The organism is Streptomyces europaeiscabiei (assembly GCF_001550375.1).
GTDB classification, from domain to species: Bacteria; Actinomycetota; Actinomycetes; order Streptomycetales; family Streptomycetaceae; genus Streptomyces; species Streptomyces europaeiscabiei.
Genome location: NZ_LRTR01000446.1, coordinates 1 through 17235, shown reverse-complemented (window position 1 = coordinate 17235; position 17235 = coordinate 1). Strand labels below are relative to the sequence as shown.

21 protein-coding genes are annotated in these 17235 nt (G+C 70.2%); 5 read left to right on the top strand and 16 right to left on the bottom strand.

Annotated elements, in window-relative coordinates; translation table 11 throughout:
• Positions 1-70: 70 nt before the first annotated feature.
• From AWZ10_RS21630 to AWZ10_RS21605, 6 genes are all read right to left on the bottom strand, one after another.
• Positions 71-295: a hypothetical protein gene (locus AWZ10_RS21630; RefSeq protein WP_046705730.1), complete on the bottom strand. Its 225-nt coding sequence runs from the start codon at positions 293-295 to the stop codon at positions 71-73.
• 131 nt (positions 296-426) lie between these two features.
• Entirely contained in the window at positions 427-1416 is a 990-nt protein-coding gene (gene dapD, locus AWZ10_RS21625; RefSeq protein ID WP_046704495.1) for a 2,3,4,5-tetrahydropyridine-2,6-dicarboxylate N-succinyltransferase, read from the bottom strand.
• 140 nt (positions 1417-1556) lie between these two features.
• Complete coding sequence (locus tag AWZ10_RS21620) at positions 1557-2525, bottom strand: CU044_5270 family protein (protein ID WP_060891843.1); 969 nt, start codon at positions 2523-2525, stop codon at positions 1557-1559.
• 1 nt (position 2526) lies between these two features.
• Positions 2527-3135 (bottom strand): RNA polymerase sigma factor, encoded by a 609-nt coding sequence (locus AWZ10_RS21615; RefSeq protein ID WP_046704497.1) that lies wholly within the window; start codon positions 3133-3135, stop codon positions 2527-2529.
• Between the two features lie 110 nt (positions 3136-3245).
• Entirely contained in the window at positions 3246-3782 is a 537-nt protein-coding gene (locus AWZ10_RS21610) for a TetR/AcrR family transcriptional regulator (protein ID WP_060891842.1), read from the bottom strand.
• Complete coding sequence (locus AWZ10_RS21605) at positions 3782-4102, bottom strand: DMT family transporter (protein WP_046704518.1); 321 nt, start codon at positions 4100-4102, stop codon at positions 3782-3784. Before AWZ10_RS21605 ends, AWZ10_RS21610 begins: the two co-directional genes overlap by 1 nt.
• A gap of 295 nt (positions 4103-4397) precedes the next feature.
• On the opposite strand from AWZ10_RS21605, the gene AWZ10_RS21600 reads away from it, so the two are divergent.
• Positions 4398-5315, top strand: coding sequence for an AbfB domain-containing protein (locus AWZ10_RS21600; protein WP_240439485.1), 918 nt, complete (start codon positions 4398-4400; stop codon positions 5313-5315).
• A 103-nt stretch (positions 5316-5418) separates the two neighbouring features.
• Here AWZ10_RS21600 and AWZ10_RS21595 read toward each other — a convergent pair whose 3' ends face one another.
• From AWZ10_RS21595 to AWZ10_RS21560, 8 genes are all read right to left on the bottom strand, one after another.
• Complete coding sequence (locus AWZ10_RS21595; RefSeq protein ID WP_005477879.1) at positions 5419-5751, bottom strand: metal-sulfur cluster assembly factor; 333 nt, start codon at positions 5749-5751, stop codon at positions 5419-5421.
• A complete protein-coding gene (sufU, locus tag AWZ10_RS21590) occupies positions 5748-6218 on the bottom strand; it encodes a Fe-S cluster assembly sulfur transfer protein SufU (protein WP_046704499.1) in 471 nt (156 codons plus the stop codon). Before sufU ends, AWZ10_RS21595 begins: the two co-directional genes overlap by 4 nt.
• A gap of 16 nt (positions 6219-6234) precedes the next feature.
• Complete coding sequence (locus tag AWZ10_RS21585) at positions 6235-7491, bottom strand: cysteine desulfurase (RefSeq protein ID WP_046704500.1); 1257 nt, start codon at positions 7489-7491, stop codon at positions 6235-6237.
• Positions 7488-8252 carry a Fe-S cluster assembly ATPase SufC gene (sufC, locus tag AWZ10_RS21580; protein WP_037691488.1) on the bottom strand — a complete coding sequence of 255 codons (765 nt, stop codon included), beginning with the start codon at positions 8250-8252 and terminating at the stop codon, positions 7488-7490. Before sufC ends, AWZ10_RS21585 begins: the two co-directional genes overlap by 4 nt.
• 7 nt (positions 8253-8259) lie before the next feature.
• A complete protein-coding gene (locus AWZ10_RS21575; protein WP_046704501.1) occupies positions 8260-8589 on the bottom strand; it encodes a non-heme iron oxygenase ferredoxin subunit in 330 nt (109 codons plus the stop codon).
• Complete coding sequence (gene sufD / locus AWZ10_RS21570) at positions 8589-9770, bottom strand: Fe-S cluster assembly protein SufD (RefSeq protein ID WP_060891841.1); 1182 nt, start codon at positions 9768-9770, stop codon at positions 8589-8591. The genes AWZ10_RS21575 and sufD overlap by 1 nt, the downstream gene beginning before the upstream one ends.
• Before the next feature lie 63 nt (positions 9771-9833).
• Positions 9834-11258: a Fe-S cluster assembly protein SufB gene (sufB, locus tag AWZ10_RS21565; RefSeq protein WP_046704503.1), complete on the bottom strand. Its 1425-nt coding sequence runs from the start codon at positions 11256-11258 to the stop codon at positions 9834-9836.
• Complete coding sequence (locus AWZ10_RS21560; protein ID WP_046704504.1) at positions 11255-11989, bottom strand: helix-turn-helix transcriptional regulator; 735 nt, start codon at positions 11987-11989, stop codon at positions 11255-11257. The genes sufB and AWZ10_RS21560 overlap by 4 nt, the downstream gene beginning before the upstream one ends.
• A 161-nt stretch (positions 11990-12150) precedes the next feature.
• On the opposite strand from AWZ10_RS21560, the gene AWZ10_RS21555 reads away from it, so the two are divergent.
• The 4 genes from AWZ10_RS21555 (at position 12151) to AWZ10_RS21540 (ending at position 15859) form a co-directional block, all read left to right on the top strand.
• On the top strand, positions 12151-12984 hold the full coding sequence (locus tag AWZ10_RS21555; RefSeq protein WP_046704520.1) for an AAC(3) family N-acetyltransferase: 834 nt from the start codon (positions 12151-12153) through the stop codon (positions 12982-12984).
• 10 nt (positions 12985-12994) lie between these two features.
• On the top strand, positions 12995-13918 hold the full coding sequence (locus tag AWZ10_RS21550) for an ABC transporter ATP-binding protein (RefSeq protein ID WP_046704505.1): 924 nt from the start codon (positions 12995-12997) through the stop codon (positions 13916-13918).
• Positions 13919-14006: 88 nt separating this feature from the next.
• Positions 14007-14786, top strand: a complete 780-nt coding sequence (locus tag AWZ10_RS21545; protein ID WP_060891840.1) for an ABC transporter permease — start codon at positions 14007-14009, stop codon at positions 14784-14786.
• Between the two features lie 59 nt (positions 14787-14845).
• Positions 14846-15859, top strand: a complete 1014-nt coding sequence (locus AWZ10_RS21540; protein ID WP_046704507.1) for a COX15/CtaA family protein — start codon at positions 14846-14848, stop codon at positions 15857-15859.
• Between the two features lie 27 nt (positions 15860-15886).
• Here AWZ10_RS21540 and AWZ10_RS21535 read toward each other — a convergent pair whose 3' ends face one another.
• Both AWZ10_RS21535 and AWZ10_RS21530 read right to left on the bottom strand, forming a co-directional pair.
• Positions 15887-16654, bottom strand: coding sequence for a nucleotidyltransferase domain-containing protein (locus AWZ10_RS21535; RefSeq protein ID WP_046704508.1), 768 nt, complete (start codon positions 16652-16654; stop codon positions 15887-15889).
• An 18-nt stretch (positions 16655-16672) separates the two neighbouring features.
• Positions 16673-17235, bottom strand: a 563-nt coding sequence (locus AWZ10_RS21530) for an amidohydrolase family protein (protein WP_159058316.1), incomplete at its 5' end; no start/stop codon positions are given.

Here is a 17235-nt window from a genome sequence, read left to right as displayed (position 1 = left end):
GCGCCGGAGAACGGCGCCGGGCCCGTACGCGCCTCTGCGCGTACGGGCCCGGATTCCGACGTCGGCCGGGTCAGCCCCAGCGGTACCCGTCACCGAACAGCAGGGTGTGCTCCAGCACGTCCTCCATCGGGTCGTCGACCTGGCCGATGTTGACGAGCCCGATACGGGGGCCGTTGTGCGAGGACCTGTTGGTCTCGTCGGCGTGCGCGGCCCCGGCGGGAAGCCAGCACAGCGTCGCCGCGGCCAGCACCCCCGTGACCACGCGCGCCACGGTCCTCGCCCGGTCGTTCCTCATCCCTCGGCCCCTCATCTCGTCGGCCCCTCATTTCGTCGGCTCGGCTGCTGATCGGACTCCGTGTCCGCCCGTTCATCTGCCTGGACCGCCCGAAGGTCACGCCGAGTAACCCGTACGTGGGGCCGCGGGGCTCAGTTGTGGCTGTGCAGGATCTCGTTCAGGCCGCCCCAGACCGCGTTGTTCGGGCGGGCCTCGACCGTGCCGGTGACCGAGTTGCGGCGGAAGAGGATGTTCGAGGCGCCGGAGAGCTCACGGGCCTTGACGACCTGTCCGTCGGGCATGGTGACCCGGGTGCCGGCGGTGACGTAGAGGCCGGCCTCGACGACGCACTCGTCACCGAGGGCGATACCGACGCCCGCCTCGGCGCCGATCAGGCAGCGCTCGCCGATGGAGATGATGACGTTGCCGCCGCCGGAGAGCGTGCCCATGGTGGAGGCGCCGCCGCCGATGTCCGAGCCGTCGCCGACGACGACACCGGCGGAGATCCGGCCCTCGACCATCGACGTGCCGAGGGTGCCCGCGTTGAAGTTGACGAAGCCCTCGTGCATGACCGTGGTGCCCTCGGCGAGGTGCGCGCCGAGGCGGACCCGGTCGGCGTCAGCGATCCGGACGCCCTTGGGGGCCACGTAGTCCGTCATGCGGGGGAACTTGTCGACGGACGTGACCTGGAGGTGCAGGCCCTCGGCGCGGGCGTTGAGCCGCACCTTCTCGATGTCGTCGACGGCGACCGGGCCGAGCGAGGTCCAGGCGACGTTGGCGAGGAGACCGAAGACGCCGTCCAGGCTCTGGCCGTGCGGCTTGACCAGGCGGTGGGAGAGCAGGTGGAGGCGGAGGTAGGCGTCGTGCGTGTCGATCGGCTTCTCGTCGAGCGAGGAGATGACCGTGCGGACCGCGACGACCTCGACGCCCCGGCGCGAGTCCTGACCGAGCGCGGCGGTCGCGCCACCGCCGAGCAGCTCCGCGGCCCGCTCGGCGGTCAGCCGCTCGGTACCGGAGGGGCCAGGCTCGGCGGACAGCTCGGGCGCGGGGAACCAGGTGTCGAGAACGGTGCCGTCGGCGGCGATCGTGGCGAGGCCGGCGGCCACGGCGCCGGTGGTACGAGAAGCAGTCGTGTCGGTCATGAGGGCAACCTAACCGTCGGGGGGCTGTGCGGGCCAACCCGCGCCCGGGGCGTCTCAGGAGCCGGGCACGTTGCGGACATACGGTGCCGGGCGGCCCGCCCACCCCCGTGGGACGGGCCGCCCGGCATCAGGGGCCGAGGTCAGTCGCGCTCGCCCGCCTTGTCCACGATGGCTCTGCTGATGAGCGAGTTCCCGCCGGTCACCTTGCCGCCCCGGATGTGCTGCGTACCGAGAACGTCGTACGTCTCCGGGTCGATCAGCCAGTACCGGTCGGCAGCCGTGCCCTCGCTCAACGCGATGACCCGCCGCCCCGTAGCGTCCTTGACCAGGTGGTCGACCAGGGAGATGTCGGGCAGGGTGGCCAGGGCCCGATAGAGGCCGGCCAGGCCTTTGGACGGCTTGATGTCGGCGTCGAGAAGGGCGGAGATCTCGACGGAGTCCTGCTCGGCCTGGGTGCTCCCCTCCTCCGCGGGGATGGCGTCCTCCTCGCGGATGGCCTCCAGCGCGCTCTCGCCGTCGGACGGCAGGGTGGTCAGGAAGCGGTACAGCTCCTGCGGGGAACGGTCGTCACCCTCGGCAGGGCTCCCCGACTTCGTCTCCGTGATGCGGAGCTTGATATCGCCGTCCTTCGTGGAACGCCACCCGTGGGCCGTCGCCCCACCGTCGTAGCGCGTCCAGATCTCCTGCGCGAACGGCGCCGTACCGACGACTTGCACCTCCTCCTCGTCCGGTGCCTCCAGCGTCGACTTGGTGTAGATCCACTGCTTGGCCCTCGGCTCCGGAACCGTCGGCTGCCCCTCCACCGCCTTCGCCGCCCGCTCCAGCAGCTCGGCCGCGCTCATCCCCGACAGGTCGGCGTCGGTCAGCGCCGCAGGTGACACCTGCTCGCGGGTGTGGTCCCCTCCCACCAGAAGCGACGCGGTCACCGCCCCCGCGGTCACCGTCGCCACGACCCCGACGATCGCCAGCTGGGGCCGCGCCCACACCCGACGCCGCCGCTCCCCGGCCCGCACCGCGTCCAGCAGCAGGGTGCGGCCGGGCGCCAGCCGGGCCCGGTCGGGGGTCCGTACCCCGGAACGCAACTGCCGTACCTCGGTCAACTCGTCCACGTCAGACCACCTCCGCAGTGTTACCGACGAACGCCGGGTCGGCTCCCAGCGCCGTACGCACCTTCCGCCGCGCGCGGTTGAGCCGCGAGCGGACCGTCCCCACCGGTATGTCCAGGGCCTGGGCGACCTCCTGGTAGCCGAGGTCGGCCCAGGCGACGAGCAGCAGCACGTGCCGGTCCCCCGACGGCAGCGCCGCCAGCGCTCCGGCGAGCGGTCCCTGTGCGGCCACCCTGCTGTCGGTCTGCTCGACCCAGGTCTCGCTCCAGGACGCCGCGACCGGGTCGTGGCCGGTGCGCGCCAGCGCCTTGAGGGCCCGCACCTCGGTACGGCGGTGCTTGCCGATGAGGTTGCCCGCGATGCCGTACAGCCAGGGGCGGGCGTTGGCGTGGGTCCGGTCGTAGCGGCCGCGGATGCGGAACGCCGTGAGGAAGGTGTCGGCGGTGATGTCGTCGGCCATGCCGTCGCCGAGTCGCCGGGCCACGTAGCGGTGGATGTCCGGCGCGTAGCGGTCGTAGAGCCGTGCGAACAGCTCCGGCTGTTCCAGCGACTGGGCGACGACCTCGGCGTCGTCCTCCAACTGCGCCTGCGCTTGCGGTGGTGGTCCGCTCACCGGGTTCTCCCCCTGCTGGTCACAAGTTCCCCCTCTGCTCCGCCGTGTTCCTGTCACCCCCTGTTCCCCGATGGGCCAAAGAAGGTTCACGGCTCGCGACGCCGGGCTCTTCAGGGAATGACCCGCGCCAGTACCTCCCGCGCGTACTCCTCGTCGTAGGGCGCCCCCGTCAGCAGCACCTGCAGACAGATGCCGTCGATCAGCGCGACCAGCGCCCGCGCGGTCACCGGGTCGGTGCGGCGGGCGAGCGAGTCGGCGAAGGCCCGGCCCCACTCGTCCGCCACGGGCCGCAGGGCGGGCCTGCGCAGAGCGGCGAGGTAGAGCTCGTACTCCACCTCCAGGCCCGTGCGGTCACCGGCGAACCATTCACCGCCCAGTGCGGCCAGTTCGGCGGCGAGGTCGGTGCCGGGGTCCCGCAGGGCGTCGCGCGCGGCGACGGCTTTCGCGAAACCCTCGTTGGCCTGTCGCAGGGCGGCGACCATCAGATCGTCGAGGGTCTTGAAGTGGTACGTCGTCGAGCCGAGCGGGACGTCCGCCTCGGCGGCCACGGTCCGGTGGCTCAGCCCGGTGATGCCTTTCTCCCCCACGACCCGGATCGCGGCGTCGATGATCCGCTGACGCCGCTCGGGGTCGTAACGCCGGGCCATCAGTGTGCGCCGCCCAGGTTGAGCACCACCACTCCCGCGATGATCAGCACGATCCCGGCAACCTTGGCGAAGCTCAGCACCTCCCCGAAGAGGACCAGTCCGAGGGCGGCGACGGTCGCGGTGCCGACGCCGGACCAGATCGCGTACGCCGTGCCGATCGACATCGACTTCAACGCCTGGGCGAGCAGGACGAAAGAGACGAGGTACCCCACACCGGTGACCAGCGACGGCCACAACTTGCTGAAGCCCTCGCTGTACTTCATGGCCGTGGTGGCGGCCACTTCGGCGGCTATGGCGCCGGCGAGCAACAGATATCCCATGTGTACGATCGTACACATCATATGTACGGGTGTACACATCGGGTGTACAGGCGCACTTATGGGCGGAATTGGCCGTCACCGACCCCCAAGAGGCCCTCCTTTCGGGGCCGTTCCGTTATGGAAGCGCTCACTGAAAGGGCTCCCCGGGCACCACTTGGTGAACTACTGTTTCAACGGTCAATCTCCCGGATGCGTGACGACCGCCAGGGTTTTCACACATCGGTGACACGTAACACCCTCCCTGATCCGCATGACGATTTTGCGTCCGCCTGTGGCGACGCCGAGGGAACCGCGCATGCCGCCGACAAAGCCCGGACCCGATCCGGACCAGACCCCGCTGAGCCTTCCGGTGCTCAGATCCGCGAAGGTGTGGGAGACGGGCGTCGCCCCGAACGACACCCGCATACCGGGCACGCGCCGCCTTTGGCTGGCCGGTGCCCTCGCCCTCGCCGTGGTCTCCTCCTGCGTGACCGCGATCACCCTGCAGAACTCAAAGCCTGACGACTCGTCAGAGAAGAACGGGCGCACCACCGCCGCCGACGACCGGGTCCTCCCGGCCGTCTCCCTCCCGCCCGAGTCGCCCCTCGCGACCTCGGCACCGGACGACAAGAGCGGCCTGTCGGAACCGCAGGGCTCCGAGGGCGACTCGAAGAACGACGGGAAGGGCAAGGGCTCCGCCTCCGGGGACAAGGAGGACTCCGACTCGTCGAAGAACCAGCAGGGCGGCGCCGAACCGACGTCCAAACCGTCGAAGACCCCCACGAAGAAGCCGCCGTCCTCCTCCACCACCACGCGCAAGTCCGTACGGTCCGCCACCTACCCGGACCGCTACTGGCACCTGCGCGACGGTGCGCTCTATCTGGACCAGGTGAGTTCCGGCAGCGGCGGCGAGACCAAGGAGGACTCCTCCTTCAAGGTCGTCTCCGGCCTCGCGAACTCCTCCTGCTACTCGTTCCGCATGGCGGACGGCCGTTACGTGCGCCACCAGAACTTCGTGCTCCGCGCGGCCGGCAACGACGGCTCCCAGCTCTTCATGAAGGACGCCACCTTCTGCCCCCGCTCCGGCTATTCGGGCTCGGTCCTGCTGGAATCGGTGAACTACCCCGGCCACTTCGTCCGGCACCGCAACTTCCAGCTCCGCCTGGAGCGCGCCGAGAACAACGGATACTTCTACGCGGACGCCACGTTCAGCCTGGTGAAGGGTTTCTCCTGACCGGACCGGTCAGAAGGGTTTCTCCTGACGGGTCACCCGTACCGCGGACATGGGTGTGGCCCCTGGCGAACGCGCCAGGGGCCACACCCATGTCCGGTGGATCTCAGACGTTGAACCCGAGCGCCCTGAGCTGCTCGCGGCCGTCGTCGGTGATCTTGTCGGGGCCCCACGGGGGCATCCAGACCCAGTTGATGCGCAGCTCGTTGACGATGCCGTCCGTGGCGGACTTCGCCTGGTCCTCGATGACGTCCGTCAGCGGGCAGGCCGCGGAGGTCAGGGTCATGTCGATCGTCGCGATGTTCGCGTCGTCGATGTGGATGCCGTAGATCAGGCCGAGGTTGACGACGTCGATGCCCAGCTCGGGGTCGACGACGTCGTACAGGGCCTCGCGGACCTCCTCCTCGGAGGCCGGCTTCATCTCCAGGGTCTCGCTCATGCCGTCTTCCTTTCGACGTCGGCGTCGGCGCCCAGCGCCTGGGCCGTCGCGTCCTTCCACGCCATCCAGCTGAGGAGGGCGCACTTGACCCGGGCGGGGTACTTGGAGACACCGGCGAACGCGACCGCGTCCTCCAGCACCTCCTCCATCGCGTCGTCCGGCTCGATCTTCCCCTTGGACTGCATCAGCTCCAGGAAGGTCTCCTGGATCCTCCGCGCGTCCGCGAGGTCCTTGCCGACGAGGAGGTCGTTCAGTACGGAGGCCGACGCCTGGCTGATCGAACAGCCCTGGCCCTCGTACGAGACGTCCCGCACGGTCGTGCCGTCGTACTTCACTCTCAGGGTGATCTCGTCGCCGCACGTGGGGTTCACGTGGTGCACCTCGGCGTCACCGTCCCGCAAGCCCCGCCCGTGCGGGTGCTTGTAGTGGTCCAGGATGACTTCCTGGTACATCGAATCCAGCTTCATGCGATCGCTCGTCCCCTCAGCCGAAGAAGTTCCGTACGTGCTCCAGGCCTTCGACCAGGGCGTCGACCTCGGCCGGGGTGGAGTACAGATAGAACGACGCTCGGGTGGTCGCGGGAATTCCATAGCGCAGACAGACGGGGCGGGCGCAGTGGTGGCCGACCCTGACCGCGATGCCCTGCTCGTCGAGGACCTGGCCCACGTCGTGCGGGTGGATGTCGCCGAGCGTGAAGGAGATCGCCGCGCCCCGGTCCTCGGCCGTCGGGGGGCCGATGATCCTGAGGCCCGGGACCTCCGTCAGCCGCTTCACCGCGTACTCGGTGATCGCGTGCTCGTGGGCGAGGATCTTGTCCATGCCGATCGAGTTCAGGTAGTCGATCGCCGCTCCCAGGCCGACCGCCTGCGCGATCGGCGGGGTGCCCGCCTCGAACTTGTGCGGGGCGGGGGCGTACGTCGACGAGTGCATCGAGACCGTCTCGATCATCTCGCCGCCGCCGAGGAACGGAGGCAGGTCCTCCAGGAGCTCCTGGCGGCCCCAGAGCACGCCGATGCCCGTCGGACCGCACATCTTGTGGCCGGTGAAGGCCACGAAGTCGGCCTGGAGGGCCTGTACGTCCAGCGGCATGTGCGGCGCGGCCTGCGAGGCGTCGATGCAGACCAGTGCGCCGACCTCCTGCGCCCGGCGCACTATCGCCTCGACGGGGTTGACCGTACCGAGGATGTTGGAGACCAGGACGAAGGAGACGATCTTCGTCTTCTCGGTGATGACCTCTTCGATGTTGGAGAGGTCGAGGCGGCCGTCGTCGGTCAGCCCGAACCACTTCAGCTTCGCGCCCGTGCGCTGCGAGAGCAGCTGCCACGGCACGATGTTGGAGTGGTGCTCCATCTCCGTGATGACGATCTCGGTCTCGGCGTCCACCCGGTAGGGCTCGTCGGCCCAGCCGAGCATGTTCGCCACGAGGTTCAGCGACTCGGAGGCGTTCTTGGTGAAGATCACCTCGTCGCGGCTGGGCGCGTTGATGAACGCGGCAGCCTTGTCGCGCGCTCCCTCGTACAGCGCCGTGGCCTCCTCGGCGAGCACATGCACACCGCGGTGGACGTTGGCGTTGTAGCGCTCGTAGTACTCGCTCAGGGCGTCCAGCACCTGGCGCGGCTTCTGCGAGGTCGCCGCGTTGTCCAGGTACACGAGCTTCTTACCGTCGTGGACCTGGCGGTCCAGGATGGGGAAGTCCTTGCGGATCGCCTCGGTGTCGAGGAGGCCCGGCAGCTGTGTCACGCGGATGCGCCACCCTTCACGTACTTGTCGTAGCCCTCGGCCTCGAGCTGGTCGGCGAGCTCCGGGCCGCCGGACTCGGCGATACGGCCGTTTGCGAACACGTGCACGTGGTCGGGCTTGATGTAGCGCAGGATGCGCGTGTAGTGGGTGATCAGCAGGGTGCCGACCTCACCGGTCTCACGGACGCGGTTCACGCCCTCCGACACGATGCGCAGCGCGTCGACGTCCAGACCGGAGTCCGTCTCGTCGAGGATCGCGACCTTCGGACGGAGCAGTTCGAGCTGGAGGATCTCGTGGCGCTTCTTCTCACCGCCGGAGAAGCCCTCGTTCACGTTGCGCTCGGCGAAGGCGGGGTCCATGTTGAGGCGCTGCATGGCCTCCTTGACCTCCTTGACCCACAGGCGGAGCTTGGGGGCCTCGCCGCGGATCGCGGTGGCGGAGGTGCGCAGGAAGTTGGAGACGGAGACACCGGGGACCTCGACCGGGTACTGCATGGCGAGGAACAGGCCGGCGCGGGCGCGCTCGTCGACGGACATCTCCAGGACGTCCTCGCCGTCGAGGGTGACGGTGCCGCCGGTGATCGTGTACTTCGGGTGACCCGCGAGGGAGTAGGCGAGGGTCGACTTGCCGGAGCCGTTCGGGCCCATGATGGCGTGCGTCTCGCCCTGCTTCACGGTGAGGTCGACGCCCTTGAGGATCTCCTTCGTGGCGTTGTCGGCCTCGACGGTGACGTGCAGGTCGTGGATTTCAAGCGTTGCCATGGGTTCCTCAGGACTCCTGGGTGAGGGAGACGAGCACGTCGTCCCCTTCGATCTTTACGGGGTAAACGGGGACGGGGCGCGTCGCGGGAAGGCCGGACGGCTTGCCGGTTCTGAGGTCGAACGCGGAGCCGTGCAGCCAGCACTCGATCTGACAGTCCTCCACCTCGCCCTCGGAGAGCGAGACGTTCGCGTGCGAGCAGAGGTCGTGGATGGCGAACACCTCGCCCTCGGTCTGCACGACCGAGACCGGCGTGCCGTCGAGTTCCACCCGCTTCGGGGTGTCCTCCTCCAGCTCGCTCAGCCCGCAGGCGCGTAGGTACGTCGAAGAGGCAGTCATCAGACCGACGCCTCCAGCTCCTCGTCGATCCTCACGAGAAGGCGTTCCTGGATGTCGGCCACGCCGATCTGCTGGACCAGCTCGGCGAAGAAGCCGCGGACCACCAGGCGACGGGCTTCGTCGGCCGGGATACCGCGGGCCATCAGGTAGAAGAGCTGCTCGTCGTCGAAGCGGCCGGTCGCGGAGGCGTGGCCGGCACCGACGATCTCGCCGGTCTCGATCTCCAGGTTCGGCACCGAGTCGACCCGGGCGCCGTCCGTGAGGACCAGGTTCCGGTTCATCTCGTAGGTGTCGGTGCCCTCGGCCGTGGCCTCGATGAGCACGTCGCCGATCCATACCGCGTGGGCACCCTCGCCCTGGAGCGCGCCCTTGTAGACAGCGTTCGACTTGCAGTGCGGGACGTTGTGGTCGACGAGGAGGCGGTGCTCCTGGTGCTGGCCGGCGTCCGTGAAGTACAGACCGAAGAGCTCGGCCTCGCCGCCGGTGCCGGCGTAGGCCACGCGCGGGTGCAGTCGTACGACGTCGCCGCCGAAGGTGACCACGACGGACTTGAAGGAGGCGTCCCGGCCGATGAGGGCGTTGTGCTGGGCCACGTGCACGGCCTTGTCGTCCCAGTCCTGGACGGAGACGACGGTCAGCTTGGCGCCGTCGCCCAGGACGAAGTCGACGTTGGCGGCGAGCACGGCGTCACCGGTGTGGTCGATGACGACGACGGCCTCGGCGAAGGCGCCCAGCTCGACGACCTGGTGGGCGAAGGCGGTGCCGCCCTCGCCGTGCACGGCGATACGGATCGGCTCGGCGAGGACCGTCTCCTTGGGGACGGTGATCACGCCGGCCTTCTCGAACGCCGAGTACGCCTGGGCGGCGACACGGTCCACCGGCATGCCGGCCCGGCCGAGGCGCGGGTCGTCACGGCCGACCAGCTCGACGGTGACGCCCTCGGGCGTCTGGACGTCGACCTTCACGGCGTCGCCGGTGGCGACGGCGGTGCCGTCGTGCAGCCCGCGCAGCCGCTCCAGCGGGGTGAACCGCCACTCCTCCTCGCGGCCGTGCGGCACGGGGAAGTCCGCCACGTCGAAGGACGGGGGCGCGCTCATGCGCGTGGCGACGGTCGACTCGGCGGCCACCGCGATCTGGCCGGCGGTGGTCGAACCCACCGGGATGTTCTGAGCCTCAGCCATGGCTGTCGGTCTGCTCTCTTCCTTCGTCAGATTTCGCTAGCTGTATCCGAAAGGGGGCGGGGATTAACCGACCGCGCCTTCCATCTGCAGCTCGATCAGCCGGTTGAGCTCCAGCGCGTACTCCATCGGCAGCTCCTTCGCGATCGGCTCGACGAAGCCGCGCACGATCATCGCCATCGCCTCGAACTCGGTCATGCCACGGCTCATCAGGTAGAAGAGCTGGTCGTCGCTGACCTTGGAGACCGTCGCCTCGTGCCCCATGGACACGTCGTCCTCACGGACGTCGACGTACGGGTAGGTGTCCGAGCGGGAGATGGTGTCGACGAGCAGCGCGTCGCACAGCACGTTCGACTTGGAGCCGTGGGCGCCCTCGCCGATCTCGACGAGACCACGGTAGGACGTACGTCCGCCACCGCGGGCCACCGACTTGGAGACGATGTTGGAGGAGGTGTTCGGCGCCATGTGGACCATCTTGGAGCCGGCGTCCTGGTGCTGCCCCTCGCCCGCGAAGGCGATGGAGAGGGTCTCGCCCTTGGCGTGCTCGCCCATCAGGTAGACGGCCGGGTACTTCATGGTGACCTTGGAACCGATGTTGCCGTCGACCCACTCCATGGTCGCGCCCTCGTACGCCACGGCGCGCTTGGTGACCAGGTTGTAGACGTTGTTCGACCAGTTCTGGATGGTCGTGTAGCGGCAGCGGGCGCCCTTCTTGACGATGATCTCGACGACCGCGGAGTGCAGGGAGTCCGACTTGTAGATCGGGGCCGTACAACCCTCGACGTAGTGGACGTAGGCGTCCTCGTCGACGATGATCAGCGTCCGCTCGAACTGGCCCATGTTCTCCGTGTTGATGCGGAAGTAGGCCTGGAGCGGGATCTCCACGTGCACGCCCTTCGGCACGTAGATGAAGGAGCCGCCGGACCACACGGCCGTGTTCAGCGACGCGAACTTGTTGTCGCCGACCGGGATGACGGTCCCGAAGTACTCCTTGAAGAGCTCCGGGTGCTCCTTGAGGGCCGTGTCGGTGTCCAGGAAGATGACGCCCTGCTCCTCCAGGTCCTCGCGGATCTGGTGGTAGACGACCTCGGACTCGTACTGGGCCGCGACACCGGCGACGAGGCGCTGCTTCTCCGCCTCGGGGATGCCGAGCCTGTCGTACGTGTTCTTGATGTCCTCGGGCAGGTCCTCCCAGGACTCCGCCTGCTTCTCCGTGGAGCGCACGAAGTACTTGATGTTGTCGAAGTCGATGCCGGAGAGGTCCGAGCCCCAGTTCGGCATCGGCTTCTTCTCGAAGAGGCGCAGGCCCTTGAGACGGAGCTTGGTCATCCACTCCGGCTCGTTCTTCTTCGCGGAGATGTCGCGGACGACGTCCTCGTTGATACCGCGCTTGGCAGAGGCACCGGCCACGTCGGAGTCGGCCCAGCCGTATTCGTAGTTGCCCAGACCCTCGAGCTCGGGGTGGGCAGTCTCCTCGATGGGGAGCGTCATGCGGGGTTCCTCCCGGCGGTACTTGCAGATGCGGTGTCGGTGGCTGTCTTGGAAATTCTGGGGATGAACGTCGTGCAGACGCCGTCGCCGTGGGCGATGGTGGCCAGCCGCTGGACGTGTGTACCGAGCAGTTCGGCGAAGAGCTCGGTCTCGGCCTCACAGAGCTGCGGGAACTGCTCGGCCACATGGGCTACCGGGCAGTGGTGCTGGCAGAGCTGCTCACCCTGGTGGGGATGGGGCGCGCTGCGCGCCGTTGCAGCGTACCCGTCGGCACTCAGGGCCTTGGCCAGGGCTTCGGTCTTCCGATCGGGCTCCGCGGCCTCGACGGCCGTGCGGTAGGCACCGGCCTCGGCGGCGACCCGGGCACGGGCGAAGGCGGCGACCGCCTGGCCCCCGCCCTCCTGGTCCGCGATCCAGCGGAGCGCGTCCGCGGCGAGCTTGTCGTACGACTGGTCGAAGGCGTCCCGCCCGCAGTCCGTCAGGGCGAACACCTTGGCCGGGCGTCCGCGCGTACGCGCGCCGTAGACGCGCTGCTCACGGGGTTGCACGACGTCGTCGCCGACCAGTGCGTCGAGGTGACGGCGGACGGCCGCCTGGGTGAGCCCGAGGCGCCCGGCGAGGTCGGCCACGGTGGACGGGCCGTGGGACAGGATGGACCGCGCGACCCGGTTGCGTGTGGACCGCTCCCCGGTCGCGAGTTCCTCCTGCGGAGCCTCGCCAACGTTTTTCACAACGCCATTGTTGCGTAATTCCTCGGAGAGGGGCAAGCGGCGGCCGGCCGGGCGGGCGGTGCCGTGCATCACTTAGGTATACCTAAGCTGACCTGCGGAAACGATCACTGATCGATCAAACGGGTGGCGCCGTGAAGGTCGCTCCGGAAGACTGCCACACCATGTCGACAACCCCTCCCACCGGCCCACTTGTCACTCGCGCCGGCTTGGCGGCGGACCTGCGCGCCGCCGGTGTCGAGCCCGGTGAGACCCTCCTCGTGCACTCCTCGCTCAGTGCTCTCGGCTGGGTCTGCGGGGGTGCCGTCGCGGTCGTCGAGGCACTGCTCGACGTACTCGGTCCGGACGGCACCCTGGTCGTCCCCAGCCAGTCCGGACAGCTCTCCGACCCGGCGTTGTGGGCGTACCCGCCGGTGCCCGAGGAGTGGTGGGAGCCGATCCGGGCGACCATGCCCGCGTACGACCCTCGGACCACGCCCACGCGCGGGATCGGCGTGATCCCCGAGACGGTGCGGACCTGGCCGGGCGCGCTGCGCAGCGCGCACCCGCAGACATCGTTCGCGGCGATCGGCGCGGGCGCGGCGGCGATCCTCGCGGACCACGCCCCCGACTGCCGCCTCGGCGAGCGCAGCCCCCTGGCCCGGTTGGAGAAGGCGGGCGCCCGCGTGCTCCTGCTCGGCGCGGGCTACGACACCTGCACCAGCTTCCACCTCGCCGAATACCGGATCCCCTCGCCCCGGGTCGAGGTCGGCAGGCCCGGCCCGGACGGCTGGGAGGTGGTGACCGAGGTGTCGATCGACTCGGACCGGTTCGACGAACTGGGGTACGACTTCGAGCGCGACCGCGGGGTCGCCCACGGAAAGGCCGGCGCGGCGGACATACGTCTGTTCCCGGTGGCCGACGCGGTGGCGTACGCCGAGCGCTGGCTCCCGGTGCACCGCCCCCGTGAGGAGGAGATCTCCGGACCCGGCCGCCTCGGCACCCGGCCGCCTACCTAGACTCGGGCCCATGCGAAGTGACCCCGTGGTCCAGGTCCGGTCCCTGGTGAAACGGTACGGCGACAAGACCGCGGTGGACGGCCTGGACCTGACGGCCGGGGCGGGCGTCACCGCCGTGCTCGGCCCCAACGGCGCGGGGAAGACGACCACGATCGAGATCTGCGAGGGCTACCGGAAGCCGGACTCCGGTTCGGTGTCCGTCCTCGGCCTCGACCCGGTCCGCGAGGCCGCCGCGCTGCGCCCCCGGATAGGCGTGATGCTCCAGTCCGGTGGCGTCTACTCCGGCGCCCGCGCCGACGAGATGCTCCGCCACGTGGCCGGGCTGCACGCCCACCCCCTCGATGTGGACGCCCTCGTCGAGCGCCTCGGGCTCGGGAGCTGCGGCCGTACGACCTACCGGCGGCTCTCCGGCGGCCAGCAGCAGCGGCTGGCCCTCGCGATGGCCGTGGTCGGCCGCCCCGAGCTGGTCTTCCTCGACGAGCCGACCGCCGGCCTCGACCCGCAGGCCCGCCGGGCCACCTGGGAGCTGGTCCGGGACCTGCGCGCGGACGGCGTGTCGGTCATCCTCACCACGCACTACATGGACGAGGCCGAGCAGCTCGCCGACGACGTCGCGATCATCGACGGCGGCAGGGTCATCGCCCAGGGCCCCCCGGAGGAGCTGTGCCGGGGCGGCGCCGAGAACACCCTGCGCTTCACCGGCCGCCCGTCCCTCGATGTCGGCTCCCTGCTCAAGGCCCTCCCGGCGGACGCGACCGCCGTCGAACTGACGCCCGGCGTCTACCGGGTGACCGGCAAGATCGACCCGCAGCTCCTCGCGACCGTCGCCTCCTGGTGCGCCCAGCACGGGGTGATGCCGGACCGGATCTCGGTGGAACGGCACACCCTCGAGGACGTCTTCCTGGAGCTGACCGGCAAGGAGCTGCGTTCATGATTCCGGCCAACACACGGACCGGCCGGGGGTCCGGGGGTTGCCCCCCGGAGAGGCACTGCCTGGAGCTGACCGGCGAGGAGCTGCGTTCATGAGCGCGCGTACGAACACGGGCGTGTACACGCCGAAGCCGGGCGCCGCCCCCCTCCCCCGCATGATCGCGGCGCAGGCGGCCCTGGAGACGAGGATGCTGCTGCGCAACGGCGAGCAGCTGCTTCTGACGGTCGTCATCCCGACCCTGCTGCTGGTGCTGTTCGGTTCGGTGGACATCGTCGACACGGGCGCGGGCAGGGCGGTCGACTTCCTCGCCCCCGGCGTCCTCGCGCTCGCCGTGATGTCGACGGCGTTCACCGGCCAGGCCATCGCCACCGGCTTCGAACGCCGCTACGGCGTGCTGAAGCGGCTGGCGGTCTCGCCGCTCCCCCGCTGGGGCCTGATGACCGCGAAGACACTGTCCGTGCTGGTCACGGAGATCCTCCAGGTCGTCCTGCTCATCGTGATCGCCTTCGCGATGGGCTGGAACCCGCACGGGAACCCCTTCGCCGTGCTGCTCCTGCTGATCCTCGGCACGGCCGCGTTCTCGGGCCTCGGTCTGCTGATGGCGGGCACGCTGAAGGCGGAGGCGACGCTCGCGGCGGCGAACCTGGTCTTCCTGCTGCTGCTCGTGGGCGGTGGCGTCATCGTCCCGCTGGACCGGTTCCCGGACGCGGCGCAGAGCGTGCTCGGCCTGCTGCCGATCTCGGCGCTGTCGGACGGGCTGCGGGACGTCCTCCAGCACGGCGCCGGGATGCCGTGGGGCGACCTCGGGATCCTCGCCGTGTGGGCGGTGCTCGGGCTGGGCGCGGCCGCCCGGTTCTTCCGCTGGGAATAGCCGCAGCTCACAGCCGCGGCCGCACCCTCGTGAACGCGTGCACAAGCGGCGGGCCTACCATGGTGCGCGTGCCGAAACCGACCCGCGACGACCTCGTCTCCGCTGCGCGCAACCCGCTCGCCTTCATCGCCGACCGCTGGACCCCGGACCGCGAAACGGTCCGGCGGGCGGCCCTCGCCGCCCTCCTGATGGCGGTGGCCATCGTGGTGACCGGTGGTGCCGTGCGCCTCACCGGGTCGGGCCTCGGCTGCCCGACCTGGCCCAAGTGCACCGACGACTCGCTCACCGCGACCCGGGCGATGGGCGTCCACGGCTACATCGAGTTCGGCAACCGCATGCTGACGTACGTGCTGTGCGCGGCGGTCGGCTGGGCGATCATCGCCGCGCGCTCGCAGAAGCCGTACCGGCGCAGCCTGACCAGGCTGGGCTGGACGCAGTTCTGGGTGGTCATGAGCAACGCGGTGCTCGGCGGCATCGTCGTACTGGTCGGCCTCAACCCGTACACGGTGGCCGCGCACTTCATGCTCTCCACCGCGCTCATCGCCGTCGCGGCCGTGATGTGGCACCGCACCGGCGAGGCCGACACCGCCCCGCGTCCACTGGTCGGCAAGGCGGTGCAGCAGCTGGTGTGGGTCCTGGTGGGCGTCACTCTGCTGCTGATCGCGGTGGGCACGGTCGTCACGGGCGCCGGTCCGCACGCCGGTGACTCCAGCAAGGTCGAGCGCATCCCGCTGAACTGGGAGAACGTCACCAAGCTGCACGCGGTCCTGGCCTGGATCGTGGTGACGCTCGCCTTCGCCCTGTGGTTCGTCCTGAAGGCGGTCGATGCCCCGCGCGGACCGCTGGACCGCACCCGCGACCTGTTCCTGGTCCTCCTCGCCCAGGGCGCCATCGGCTACGTCCAGTACTTCACCGACCTCCCCGAAGTCCTGGTCGGCGCCCACATGTTCGGCTCCTGCCTGGTGTGGATCGCCACCCTGCGGGTGCTGCTGGCCCTGCGCGAACGACCGGCGGACGAGCTGGACATGCCGGGTCCCACCGCAGCGGAGACGCCGGTCGCCGCGCACGGCTGAGGCCGCGACGGGCCTGCGCCCGCCGCGTCACCCGTGCGTCCGTACGAGGTCGTCGATCGCCGGGCCGAGGAAGAGCCGGGTCAGCTCGCCCCGGTACGGCACCTCCTCGGCCGGCTGCCCGTACCGGCGCCGCCCGATGTCCTCGACCACCTCGACGGGCGCGCCCAGGGTGGGCAGCAGGTCCAGGGCCTCGCGCTTGGTGATCAGCCGGCCGTCGCGGAGGGTGGCGGTGGCGCGGGCGAAGGTGAGCAGTCCGAGGTCGACCCAGACGTCCCGGTCCCAGAGGTCGGCCCGGTCGGCCAGCAGACGCCGGTACTCCTTCTGGTCGCGGACGACGAAGGCGTCCAGCTCGATGTCGGAGACCGGCGGCAGCAGGGCCTCGGGCGCCTCGCCGTGCAGGACCAGCCCGAAGGTGTGCAGCTCGCGCCGGGTGACCGGGGTGACCGTCCGCCGGAACAGCTGTCGGTGGGCCCAGGTGAGGTGCTTGCGCTCGGCGTCGTCCGCCGTGCCGGGCGTCAGGTAGGTGCAGTGCAGGTGGGCGGCGAGCGGCTCGTCGCGCAGGCGGGCGTGCAGTCGCCCCGCCCGCCAGGCCGTCCGGGTGGTGACCGGGCCGTCCAGGACGGCGATCAGGTCCAGGTCGCTGCGGCCCTCCTGGTAGTCGCCTCCGCCGAGGGAGCCGTGGGCCCAGACGGCGAGCGGGGCGAGTTCCCGGAGTTCGTCGAGGAAGCGTCGGAGCAGCGCCGCCGTGTCGCCGATGAGGTCGGGTAAGCCGGTGATCGCCTTGTCGCGTGTCATGCCGCCAGTCTCTCCGGCTCACTCCAGCCCGTACACCCGTCGTGCGTTCCCCGCCGCGATCAGTCCCGCCACGCGCTGCGCGTCCGCCAGTGACCAGGCGCCCTCCGCCACCCAGGTCCCCAGCACCCGGGCCAGCGCCTCACGGAACAGCCGGGCCCCGACCACGTGCAGCTCGGGCAGGCCCTGGGCGCCGCTGGAGAAGAGGAGCTTGCCGAAGGGGGCGAGTTCGAGGACCTCGGCGAGTACGGCGGTGGCGCGGGCGCCGGTGCGGACGAGTTCGGCGCCCAGGTCGGCGTAGACGTGCGGGAAGACACCGGCGAGGTGGGCCGCGTGGCGGTGGTACGGGTAGCCGTGCAGCAGGACCAGGTCGGTGCCGAGGCCCGCCGTGGCGCGGGCGAAGTCGGTGAGCAGGACGGGGTCGGTGGCGTCGATGCGCAGGCCCGGTTCGCCGAGGCCCGCGTGGAGTTGGAGGGGGCGGCCCGAGGCGACGGCGATCCACAGCAGGTGGCGCAGCAGGACCGGGTGGGTGAGCACTCCGCCGACCGGCCGGTGCGCGAGCCAGCGCCCCACCGCGCCGCGCA

Bases quoted from the DNA above. Each gene is read 5' to 3' on its own strand.
- AWZ10_RS21535 (WP_046704508.1), bottom strand. From the start codon at position 16,654: ATGACACGCGACAAGGCGATCACCGGCTTACCCGACCTCATCGGCGAC.
- AWZ10_RS21540 (WP_046704507.1), top strand. From the start codon at position 14,846: ATGGTGCGCGTGCCGAAACCGACCCGCGACGACCTCGTCTCCGCTGCG.
- sufB (WP_046704503.1), bottom strand. From the start codon at position 11,258: ATGACGCTCCCCATCGAGGAGACTGCCCACCCCGAGCTCGAGGGTCTG.
- AWZ10_RS21555 (WP_046704520.1), top strand. From the start codon at position 12,151: ATGTCGACAACCCCTCCCACCGGCCCACTTGTCACTCGCGCCGGCTTG.
- sufC (WP_037691488.1), bottom strand. From the start codon at position 8,252: ATGGCAACGCTTGAAATCCACGACCTGCACGTCACCGTCGAGGCCGAC.
- AWZ10_RS21595 (WP_005477879.1), bottom strand. From the start codon at position 5,751: ATGAGCGAGACCCTGGAGATGAAGCCGGCCTCCGAGGAGGAGGTCCGC.
- sufU (WP_046704499.1), bottom strand. From the start codon at position 6,218: ATGAAGCTGGATTCGATGTACCAGGAAGTCATCCTGGACCACTACAAG.
- AWZ10_RS21630 (WP_046705730.1), bottom strand. From the start codon at position 295: ATGAGGAACGACCGGGCGAGGACCGTGGCGCGCGTGGTCACGGGGGTG.
- AWZ10_RS21600 (WP_240439485.1), top strand. From the start codon at position 4,398: ATGCCGCCGACAAAGCCCGGACCCGATCCGGACCAGACCCCGCTGAGC.
- AWZ10_RS21605 (WP_046704518.1), bottom strand. From the start codon at position 4,102: ATGGGATATCTGTTGCTCGCCGGCGCCATAGCCGCCGAAGTGGCCGCC.
- sufD (WP_060891841.1), bottom strand. From the start codon at position 9,770: ATGGCTGAGGCTCAGAACATCCCGGTGGGTTCGACCACCGCCGGCCAG.
- dapD (WP_046704495.1), bottom strand. From the start codon at position 1,416: ATGACCGACACGACTGCTTCTCGTACCACCGGCGCCGTGGCCGCCGGC.
- AWZ10_RS21610 (WP_060891842.1), bottom strand. From the start codon at position 3,782: ATGGCCCGGCGTTACGACCCCGAGCGGCGTCAGCGGATCATCGACGCC.
- AWZ10_RS21550 (WP_046704505.1), top strand. From the start codon at position 12,995: ATGCGAAGTGACCCCGTGGTCCAGGTCCGGTCCCTGGTGAAACGGTAC.
- AWZ10_RS21545 (WP_060891840.1), top strand. From the start codon at position 14,007: ATGAGCGCGCGTACGAACACGGGCGTGTACACGCCGAAGCCGGGCGCC.
- AWZ10_RS21575 (WP_046704501.1), bottom strand. From the start codon at position 8,589: ATGACTGCCTCTTCGACGTACCTACGCGCCTGCGGGCTGAGCGAGCTG.